Consider the following 10,137-nt stretch of genomic DNA (forward strand, 5'->3'; position numbering starts at 1 on the left):
ACTTCAAGGTAGAAGTTTCCTGATGACCAGTAGTACCTCGCGTGTTATAGCGGGCCTAACCGCCCAGAAACTTCCGCTTCACCGCCGCAGTGACTGAGTGCTCGACACTACGAGCGGCCCGTTTGAGAGAAGCTGGAACGGTCGAAAATGGGCCGAGATCGTTAGAATTCATAGATTCGGCAGACACAGAAGTTTCGGCAGAATCAGTGGCATATGGCGGCTGGACAAGCTTGAGGGTGTCCGGCCGCAACGGCTTTCGCAGCACGGGCTTGAGATGGCTCAAGGTATCGAATGAGTACCTGCCATGGTACCTCCCCATTCCGCTCTCACCTACTCCACCAAAAGGAATCGAATCCGCGCCTGCCTGGATCATCGTGGCCCCAACCACGAATGCACCGGAAGACGTCTCGCGTTCCAAGCGATGGTCTTCATCATCATTCGCGGCAAACGAGTAGAGAGCGAGCGGCTTGTCCCCGCTATTGATGTAGGCGATGGCCGTATTCAAGTCTGGGACCGGGACAATGGGCAGGATCGGCCCAAAGATCTCCTCGTCCATTATCTTGAAGGATTGCCCTATCGTTTTGGGACTGTAAGCATCGGACTGGGGAATCAGGGCAGGCAACACCGCAATCGTCGGTTCTATATATAGATTCTCGCGATCCACTCGGCCGCCGTGCGCGATTTCGAAGGAGCCTGTATCGGGGCTAGTACCCGTTACGTGGTCAACCTGAGGCTCCGCGTGGGCACCTATGGAACCAGCTGGAAGATAGGAAACCAACCGATCGAACTGCTTCTCATTGATGATCCGGCCGTAATCGGCACTCGCTCGGGGATCTTCTCCCCACCGCTGCGCGATGGCCCGCTTTAGTGCTTTGGTGAGAGGGCGGACCAGATCGGGCGTAGTGAGTACATAATCGGGCGCTACGCACGTTTGACCCGCGTTGACGTACTTCCCCCAAGCGACACGACCGGCAACCGCATCGAGTTGCTCGGCATCCGAAACCCATACAGGCGACTTGCCTCCGAGTTCGAGCGTGACGGGGGTCAGATTCTTCGATGCGGCCTCCATAACGATTCGGGCCACCTTGCCGTTACCGGTGTAAACAATATGATCGAACCGCTGAGCAAGCAGCTCGGTGGTTTCTGGCACGGCGCCTTCGATAACTTTGACGGCACGCGCATCCATATATAGCGGGACGTACCTCGCGATAGCTCGAGACGTTGCCGGAGCGAGCTCACTGGGTTTGAGCACCACTGCGTTACCCGCGGCGATCGCGCCCACTAGAGGCAAAAGAGTCAAGTGAAGCGGATAATTCCACGGGGCGATAATGAGGACAACACCCAGCGGTTCTGGCACTAACTTCGCGCTGGCAGGCTGAAACGTCAGAGGTGTTACAAGGTGCCTCGGCCGTGCCCACTGGGACAATTTCCTTAGAGCTAGCTTGATCTCGCCACGCACAACGCCAATCTCGGTGAGTTGAGCTTCGGTGGTGCCTTTGTGGAGATCTTCGAAGAGTGCTTGAACGAACTCGGGTTGGCCCAGCATTGCATCCAACGCCCGCAATTGGTTTCGGCGCCATTCGAGCGGGCGAGTACGCCCAGAATCAAAAGCCTCGCGGGTAGCGCTGACTACTTCCTGTATGGCTGTGTCTCTATCTACCATAGAGAAATTCTACGCGGGCTATCTGTCCCTAGGGCACAGCTAGAAGCGAACTCGCCCATTACCTAGCTGTTACAGCAAGGTAGACGCCAGCACCACGTACACACCTGTACCCGCAAAGATGCTAATCAGCGAATTACCTTTCCACAGATGCATCGCCACGGTAACGGCCACCGCAAGACCGACAGACCCAATGGCCTGCCACGAGACGGCAGTATCGCGCAGCGTGTAAGCCGCCAACAGGAACATGACACCAACCGGCATCGCATCCCCGATGTAACGCAGGATAGCGCTGTTGCGAAGTGGAGCGAGCATGACGAAGGGTAGGGCACGGAGGGCCCAGGTGACAGCCGCGGTCACAAGTATCGCTGCAAGGACGTATCCGTGAGTCATAGCCGCCCCTCCCCGCTAGCGGAGTCCAGCTGGGAAGCCCCAGTGCCCCGGCCCCTAAAGAAGTACATGGCGATCAGACATAGGATGAAGAGCGCCATCGAGATAACGAGCATGTTCGCGGGAGAAATCAACGCGCCAATGATCGCGCATCCAAGCGCGATGATCGGTATCGGAACCGATCCCTGGGCCTTGAACCCTTCAATCCCTAAAACAATAAACAGGGCGGTAGCGGCGAAGTCTAGGCCTTTGACCGACGAAGGAATCAGCGTTCCCAAGAGGGCGCCCGCTGTTACGCACACAACCCAGCACAGGTGGAAAGACGCTTCTAAAGTGATGATGCGCGCGCGAGACCATGTGTGTGAATGTGGCGTTGCAGAAACGCCATAGGCCTCATCCGTCAGCGCAAACGTGGCGTAGAGCTTCCATCCGATCCCTTTCACACGCTCCAAAGGAAACGACAGCGCATAGAACGCATGCCGGAAGTTGACCAGTAGGGCACTTAACGCAATTTGCGGTAGCGGTGTCACTGCAGATATCAGCCCGAGAAGGAGGAACTCCATCGATCCAGCGAAGACGATCGCAGATAGGATCGGAGCCCACCACCACTCGAGACCGGTCTGGACAACAAGCACGCCTAGCGCGAGGCCGAGGGGAACAGCTGCAAGCGCCGCCGGGAGAATTGTGCGCCATCCCTTAGCGAGCTCTTGGCCGAGGGCGGCCTTATCACGGTGAGACGAGGATTGAGACACTGCTCCAGCCTAGACGTGAAATGGCGGCTTTGCTCAAGAGGCCGCATGGCGGAAAGTTGGCTATAATACTTCCCAAAAGCCAACGGGACGGCCCGCTGGCTGATTCAGGAGTGGGGACGGCCCTACAGAAGTTGACTGATCTTGTCTGCTAACACTCCTTCCCCTGCGCAAACCTTCAAGCAAGTATTGACGCCCCTAGCACTTTTTCGCTTAGCACTCGGGTGGCTCGCCTTCCTGTTTTCGCCCTTCATCCCGCGTCAGCCGTCAACCACGGTGGCTTTGATATTCCTTGCGGCCCTGATCGGCATCATCATCTTGTCCTCTTTCGGAGTGGTTGCCCAGGCCGAAAAGCTTGCTGAGCGCCTAGGCGATCCGTACGGAACCATTATTCTCACCCTGTCGATTGTGGTGATCGAGGTTGTCCTAATCTCGGCAGTGATGCTCGGTCCTGGCGAGCATCAGACAGTGGCCCGTGACTCCATCATGACCGTTTCGATGATCATCATGAACCTCGTTGCGGGAGTGGCTTTGGTGGTGATGGGTAGTTCGTCGTCGTCGGCCAAAAAACCCAACTCGGCCGGAGTTCGTGCATACCTAGGGCGTATCGCAATCCTCGGGCTCATTGTGTTCTATATCCCGGTGGTTACGGGTACGTATGATGCCTTCCAATCGGGGCTCGTGGCCGTTGGTGTAGCCGTGTGTTACGCGCGTTTTCTTCAGCTTCAGCTAGGTAAGCGCCACCAGCACTTTCAGGAGGTCGGCACCGCACCCAAAGCGGCCACCCGCTCAGATGTTGTGCAAACTAACAACACAGAAATCGCTCTACGCTCTATTGTCCTGTTACTGACCGCCATCCCCATCGTGATGCTCGCTCACAATATGGCCTCTCTCCTTGAACTTATGGCCGGCCGCTTCACGCTTCCAGTTGCGCTACCCGCCGCAATTATCGCCATCATCGTGTTTCTGCCCGAGACCATTACCACGATCAAGGCCGCCCTCAGAGGTGAATCTCAGCGAGTATCTAACCTTTGTCACGGGGCCCTACTATCCACATTTGGTCTGACGATCCCAAGCGTCTTGGTGATCGGGGACGTCACACGGCAGACTGTAATTTTGGCCGAGAGTACGGCGAACCTGCTTCTGTTTGCCGCGACAATAGCGCTCACGTTGGTCAGCTTTCGTGGGAGGCCGCGGGTTCGGTCAGGAATCGCGCACCTTGCCCTTTTCGTGGCCTATACGGTGTTTACCTTCGTGTTGGTCTAGATGCTCACTACTCGACACTGTGGGATGAAAGTCCTATTCAACGCCCTACAATGGCCACATGTCTGAAGAGAATGTCACGCCCGCTGCCTCGCTCGGCGCCCGCGCTGTGGGCGATATCGAGCTTCCCGAGGAACTCCGAGCAGACGTCAGGCTCCTGACGTCATTGCTGGGCCGCGTGTTGCGCGAGAGTGGATCGCCGGGCCTTTATGAGGACGTTGAGCAACTCCGCCAGACCATGATCACAGCGTATTCAGATGAGACTTCGGCCTCCTTCGAGAAGGCCGAAGAGATCGTAGAGAATTTCTCTGTTGAACGCGCGGACGAAGTAGCGAGGGCCTTCACGGTCTACTTCCATCTAGTGAATCTAGCTGAGGAGTTCTACCGGACTCGACTGCTGCACCAGGAGACGGGATCAGATCTAACGGGCACCGACACGGTGGCTGGCGCTTACAGCCGACTGATCGAGGAAATTGGAGAAAGTGCCGCACGTAAGCGCCTGAGCACCATGCGGTTCCACCCGGTTTTCACCGCTCACCCCACTGAGGCCCGGCGGCGCGCCGTATCTAGTTCCATCCGCAGGCTCGATGATTACCTCGAAGAGCGCTACGCAAATCCGAGCAATCCCGTGTACGAGCACCGTATGGAGCGGCGGCTGCTGGAAGAGATTGACACCTTGTGGCGCACCGCCCCGGTCCGAGAGCATCAGCCAAAGCCCGAGGACGAAGTCCGCTCTATCATGGCCGTGTTCGATGAGACTCTCTACACCACCGTACCCAAGGTGTATCGGCGCATCTGCGACATCCTTCAGGGAGACGAATCCGGGCGCACTCCCCCGGCCATCAAGCCTTTTCTTCGGTTGGGTACATGGGTTGGTGGAGATCGCGACGGAAACCCGTTCGTGACAGCCTCCGTCACGAAGAAGGCTCTGGCCATTTCGTCCGATCACATCCTGCGCGGGCTCGAGGTAACCGCCGATCGAGTTGCGCGTACCTTGACGCTATCAGCGGATACCACTCCTTCCAGTCCCGAGCTGAAGGCGCGCTGGCACCAGCTCACTACGGCGGATGAAGACGGCGCTGCCAGCGCCATCACCAAAGCCCCCGACGAGCCACATAAGCGGGTACTCATGCTTGTATCGCGCAAGATTCAAGCCACCCGCACTCGTAACGCCGATTTGGCCTATTCCGCACCGGAAGAGCTTATCTCCGATCTGCGGTTAGTTCAGGATTCTCTGGCTCGGGCTAGGGCGAATCGCCAAGCGTACGGCGATCTGCAGCAGCTCATCTGGCAGGTGGAGACGTTTGGATTCCATCTGGCAGAGCTTGAGGTACGTCAACACTCGATGGTGCACGCCCGGGCCTTGGCCGAATGCGAGGCTGGTGGCGAGCTGAGTACCGAGACTGAAGAAGTCCTTGAGGTTTTCCGCACTATCGCTCAGCTTCAGGGACGCTACGGGGTGGAGGCCTCCCGGCGATACATCGTTTCCTTCACTCAGTCCGCAGCCGATCTTGAGAACGTCTATAAACTCGCCCATTTCGCGGTGGGACCGGGTGGTAAGGCCCCCGTGCTGGACGTCATTCCGCTCTTCGAAACCTACGCCGATCTGCAGGCGTCCACCGCCATCCTGAGCAAGATCGCGAAGTATCCCGAGTATGCCGAGCGGTTACAGGAAACCGACGGGGATGTCGAGGTGATGATCGGGTACTCCGATTCTTCGAAGGACGTTGGGCCGGTTGCCGCGACCTTGGCGCTTTACGAGGCTCAGGCGAACATCGCCGAATGGGCAGTTGAACGCGGCCTAAAACTCACCTTATTCCACGGCCGTGGCGGATCGCTCGGGCGCGGCGGCGGGCCTACCAACACCGCCATTCTCGGCCAGCCCCCTCATTCGGTTGGCGGCCGCTTCAAACTCACAGAGCAAGGTGAAGTGATCTTCGCCCGTTATGGCGATCCAACAATAGCCATGCGCCACATCGATCAGGTTGCGGCCGCGACCTTGTTAGCAGCGGCCCCTTCCATCGAACAACGTAACCTCAACGCCTCTGAACAATTCGCTGATATTGCTCGCGTAATGGATCGCTCTTCCAAGGAGCGATTCCTCGCACTGGTGAACGCGGAGGGTTTTGCCCCGTGGTTTGCAACAGTGACTCCTATGGAGGAGATCGGCCAGCTTGCGCTTGGTTCGCGGCCGGCGCGGCGGGGCCTGTCCGTTAAATCCCTCGCCGATCTGCGTGCCATTCCCTGGGTATTTTCGTGGTCGCAGGCCCGGCTTAATCTCGCGGGCTGGTACGGATTGGGGACGGCACTCCAAGAGGTTAACGATCTGAACGTGCTTCGCGAAGCGTACGAGAAGTGGCCGCTATTCACCACGATGATCGATAACGTGGGCATGTCCATCGCCAAGGCCGATTCGCGAATCGCTGAGAGGTATCTGCAATTGGGAGACCGTCCCGATTTCACCGAGATGGTTTTGGATGAGATGGCGTTGACTCGCCGTTGGATCACAGATATCACCGATACCACTGGAAACGGCCGAATCATCGATAATCGCCCCGAACTCCAGCTTGCAGTCAAGATGCGAAGCCCCTATGTGGATGCGCTCTCGCTGCTGCAGCTACGTGCCCTGCGCGTCCTCCGTTCACAGGAGCCTTCGCCTAACGACACGGACTCGCAGGCACCCGGCTCCCAGATGCCCATCGGCCAATCGCGCGATGGCTCCACATCCGGTGCCCAAGGTGCACCCGAGTGGCAGCACCTGCTCTTGCTCTCCGTCTCCGGGGTTTCCGCAGGATTGAAGAATACGGGGTAACTTCTGGCAAGCCTACGAAAGTGGGCGGCACCCGCTGGGGTGCCGCCCACTTTCTTGTTCTAACTACTTCTCGCTCCGAGAGAGTCTAGTTCCAACAGCGACTAGTTCGCCGGTTGGTGCCTTGCCCAAAACCGCTACAAGTACCGCCCGAGCCAATCCAGTGTTACGCTTTAATCGCAGAAATCTCGATCTCGAGGGTGACCTTATCGGACACCAACACGCCACCGGTCTCGAGCGCGGCATTGAAGGTTACGCCGTAATCCTGACGATTGATGGTGGTGGAGCCTTCCCAGCCCATGCGGGTGTTACCGAACGGATCCTGTGCCACGCCACCCAGCTCGAAATCAATGCTGATCTCCTTGGTGGTTTCCTTGATGGTGAGGTCGCCGGTGATGCGGGCGGTTTCCTCGTCAAGTTGCTCCACCTTCGTGGATTTGAAGGACATAGTTGGGTACGTATCTACGTCAAGAAAATCGCCGGTGCGCACGTGCTGATCGCGCGCTTCATTGTTTGTGTTGATGGAGGCAGTCTTGATAGAAACCTCGACATGGGAGTTACCTGGCGTCTCCGCGTCCGTGTATGCGGATCCCTCGAACTCGTCGAACGTTCCCCGCACCTTCGTCACCATCGCGTGACGGGCCGAAAAGCCGATCGTCGTGTGAGCCGGATCGATCGTCCAGTTACCAGTCAGTGCTGCCGTATCTACCATGTTTCTTCCTCCGATCATCGCGAGCGGTCCATCCGTCGCGTTCAATAACAGTAACTTAATTGAATGTTGCACTATTCCAAACCCATGCTCCAACTTGTGTTACGTACATCACTCTACCTGCGCCCGAAGATTCTCACACTGCTGCCCCGGCGGATCTTGTCCCCCAGCAGACCGTGTTGAAGCGGCCGGGGTCTGGTGGAGATGTGGACTAACACGGAAGGATAGTCTCATGTGTGTTTTGCAAGTTATTTGTAGGCCGTTTTGTGGTTTGTTTTTAGGGTGTTGTGTGGTTGTTATTTCATGAGTGCGTTTTCGACTCTCCATGAGGTGCCGGTGTGGCGGATGAGGTGTCCGTGGTGGATGAGTCGGTCGATGATGGCGGCGGCGATGTTGTCGTCACCGAAGATGGTGCCCCAGCGGGAAAATTCGATGTTGGTGGTGATGATGAGGCTGGTTTTCTCGTAGGTGTTGTTGATGACTTGGAAGAGGAGTCGTGCTCCTTCGGGGTCGATGGGGAGGTAGCCGAGCTCGTCGATGGTTAAGAGCTGGAATCTAGCGAGTTGGGCCAGTTCGCGGTCCAGGCGGCCCTCGTTTTTAGCTTTTCGGAGGGTCATGACCAGATCAGCGGCGGTGGTGAAGCGTGCTTTGATGCCGTTTTGGCAGGCGGTGTGGGTCAGCGCGGTAGCCAGGTGTGTTTTCCCGCAGCCGACATCGCCGTAACAGATGAGGTCTTCAGCGCGGGTGAGGAATTCTAGCTCGGCGAGGTTGGCGGGTGTGAGCGTAGATGGCAGGGTGAGGCGGTCCCAGTCATACCCGGTGAGGGTTTTGATGGTGGGTAGATGCGCGGCAGCGATCAGACGCCGGCGGGCGGAGGCGCGCCGGGAGGTGATTTCAGCTTCGAGATAGGCGGCAAGGAAGACGAGTTGGTCACTGGTGATCGTGGCGAGTTGTGTGTCGAGGACCTGACCGGTTAGTCGGGCTTCTTTCGCGTGGGCACGCACGGTTGTCAGGAGCTCTCCTGGATGGGGACAGGTGGCGGGTGTGGTGATGGGTTTACTGGTCATGGTTGTCCTTTTGTCAGGGTGTGGCAGATCAACCCCGTGGCTGTGGCCCGGGGCAAGAGGGTGTACAGATTGGGTGGTTTAGCTCGCGGCTAGGGTGTCGTAGATGGCCAGATCGACGGCTGGGTTGGGGTGATAGATACTGCCCGCGCTAGAGGCCAGAAGATCCAGAGAGGCCTGGCTTAAGGGCTGGGAGCGCTCTAGAAGGTGTTCGGCAGCGTTCATCGTGGCATCAAACCCGCAGGCCGTGCTGGTGGCCGTGAGAGCTTTAATCGCGTGGCGTTTATCGTTGTAGGACGCCTGATCTAAAGCGCTCACCAAGGCGGTGGGCATGAGAGAGCGGAGCGGGGAATGGCTAAAAGCTCCGGGACGAGTAACAAGAATATCGAGCAAGGACTGTTCAGCCGCGATGGTGGTAGCGCTATGGGTGAAACACCGGGTGAGCCTGCCAACCTGGATGCCATCAGGAGTGAAGAACCTAAGGTCCTCAGCCCCGATCGAGATCGTCAGCTCGCGGCCAGCGTAGGCCCCACCGATCAGGTAATAGTTGTTCTCAAACTTGATCCGCCCGTCCTTATCGGCTTGCCGTGTGTCAAATCTGACGGGCTGGAAACGATGGACTGGTAGAGGCAGCCCGGCTTGTTGATCGTCACGATGCAGAAGAGACAGCTTGTCCTTTTTCCGGTAATGGTCCTGTTCTAAAAGCTCATCACAACGATCCAGCAGCTCCTTGTTAAAAGCGTGGATATCATCGATCTTGGGTAGTGGAACACACAGGTTCCGGCGGAGGTATCCCACCGCGTTTTCTACATGCCCTTTCTCGTTACCTGAATACGGATTACAGAAACGTGAGTGGAAGCCGTGATGCGTGCGAAAACGAGCGAACAAGTCTGACTCTTTGACGATCTGTCCGACACGACGCCCGATCCCTGTCGCGTTATCAAAGACCTGAAGACAGGGAACGAAACCAATATGGTCATAGATCGTTTGCAGCCCGTGGCACACACACTCGGCAGTTTCCCCGCGATATAGCTGACCATAGCGAGCGTTCGAGTACGGGAAAGAGACCACGAGCATCGAATGAGTCTCATCATCACCATCAGCATTAATCACATGAACCTGCCCGAAATCGATCTGGGCATCCCCTGGGCCCCACACCAGCTCTCCAAACCCATCAGACGGGGATTGGTGGGCCTCATGTCACTCTTTGACGTAGGCACTGACAGTTCGGTAAGAGCCCTGATAATCTTTCTCGGCGACAACACGCTCGAACACCCGTTTGGCGGTATGACGCTGTTTACGAGGACAGCCACGATCGAGTTCAAGGATCTGATCAATGAGCTGCTTCACCGGGTCCGTCATCACACGCCGGGTCCGGCAGGCTTTCACCGGGACCTGTGGGGAAAAGTCGTCTATCGCCACATATTTAGCGACCGTGTCACGAGAAACACCGAGCCGGCGAGCGATCTCGCGTCCACTAGTTCCATCACGGT

8 protein-coding genes and 1 pseudogene are annotated in these 10,137 nt (G+C 57.4%); 2 read left to right on the plus strand and 7 right to left on the minus strand.

Annotated elements, in window-relative coordinates; translation table 11 throughout:
* Positions 1 to 55 precede the first annotated feature (55 nt).
* The 3 genes from DD236_RS07100 to DD236_RS07110 all read right to left on the minus strand — a co-directional run bounded on the left by DD236_RS07100 (position 56) and on the right by DD236_RS07110 (position 2,802).
* A complete protein-coding gene (locus DD236_RS07100) occupies positions 56 to 1,663 on the minus strand; it encodes an aldehyde dehydrogenase family protein (protein WP_109093676.1) in 1,608 nt (535 codons plus the stop codon).
* 69 nt (positions 1,664 to 1,732) lie between these two features.
* Positions 1,733 to 2,053: a branched-chain amino acid transporter permease gene (locus DD236_RS07105; protein WP_109093677.1), complete on the minus strand. Its 321-nt coding sequence runs from the start codon at positions 2,051 to 2,053 to the stop codon at positions 1,733 to 1,735.
* Positions 2,050 to 2,802, minus strand: a complete 753-nt coding sequence (locus tag DD236_RS07110) for an AzlC family ABC transporter permease (protein WP_207785736.1) — start codon at positions 2,800 to 2,802, stop codon at positions 2,050 to 2,052. The genes DD236_RS07105 and DD236_RS07110 overlap by 4 nt, the downstream gene beginning before the upstream one ends.
* A gap of 141 nt (positions 2,803 to 2,943) precedes the next feature.
* Between DD236_RS07110 and DD236_RS07115 the strand changes: the two genes are divergently transcribed.
* Entirely contained in the window at positions 2,944 to 4,065 is a 1,122-nt protein-coding gene (locus DD236_RS07115) for a calcium:cation antiporter (RefSeq protein ID WP_109093678.1), read from the plus strand.
* A gap of 58 nt (positions 4,066 to 4,123) precedes the next feature.
* A complete protein-coding gene (locus tag DD236_RS07120; protein ID WP_109093679.1) occupies positions 4,124 to 6,874 on the plus strand; it encodes a phosphoenolpyruvate carboxylase in 2,751 nt (916 codons plus the stop codon).
* Positions 6,875 to 7,037: 163 nt separating this feature from the next.
* Here the strand turns inward: DD236_RS07120 and DD236_RS07125 are convergent, their stop codons facing one another.
* The 4 genes and pseudogenes from DD236_RS07125 to DD236_RS12055 all read right to left on the minus strand — a co-directional run.
* Positions 7,038 to 7,583: a YceI family protein gene (locus DD236_RS07125; protein ID WP_109093680.1), complete on the minus strand. Its 546-nt coding sequence runs from the start codon at positions 7,581 to 7,583 to the stop codon at positions 7,038 to 7,040.
* Between the two features lie 293 nt (positions 7,584 to 7,876).
* Positions 7,877 to 8,647, minus strand: coding sequence for an IS21-like element helper ATPase IstB (gene istB / locus DD236_RS07130; protein WP_109093681.1), 771 nt, complete (start codon positions 8,645 to 8,647; stop codon positions 7,877 to 7,879).
* Between the two features lie 78 nt (positions 8,648 to 8,725).
* Positions 8,726 to 9,802 carry a Mu transposase domain-containing protein gene (locus DD236_RS07135; protein WP_165819855.1) on the minus strand — a complete coding sequence of 359 codons (1,077 nt, stop codon included), beginning with the start codon at positions 9,800 to 9,802 and terminating at the stop codon, positions 8,726 to 8,728.
* 42 nt (positions 9,803 to 9,844) lie between these two features.
* Positions 9,845 to 10,137: pseudogene (locus DD236_RS12055) on the minus strand (HTH domain-containing protein); the annotation flags it as partial.

The sequence above is a fragment of the Ancrocorticia populi genome, from assembly GCF_003123745.1.
In the GTDB taxonomy this organism is placed as follows: domain Bacteria; phylum Actinomycetota; class Actinomycetes; order Actinomycetales; family Actinomycetaceae; genus Ancrocorticia; species Ancrocorticia populi.

Excerpts from the sequence above, each read along its gene's own strand:
- DD236_RS07120 (WP_109093679.1), top strand. The coding sequence starts at position 4,124 with ATGTCTGAAGAGAATGTCACGCCCGCTGCCTCGCTCGGCGCCCGCGCT.
- DD236_RS07100 (WP_109093676.1), bottom strand. The coding sequence starts at position 1,663 with ATGGTAGATAGAGACACAGCCATACAGGAAGTAGTCAGCGCTACCCGC.
- DD236_RS07125 (WP_109093680.1), bottom strand. The coding sequence starts at position 7,583 with ATGGTAGATACGGCAGCACTGACTGGTAACTGGACGATCGATCCGGCT.
- DD236_RS07105 (WP_109093677.1), bottom strand. The coding sequence starts at position 2,053 with ATGACTCACGGATACGTCCTTGCAGCGATACTTGTGACCGCGGCTGTC.
- istB (WP_109093681.1), bottom strand. The coding sequence starts at position 8,647 with ATGACCAGTAAACCCATCACCACACCCGCCACCTGTCCCCATCCAGGA.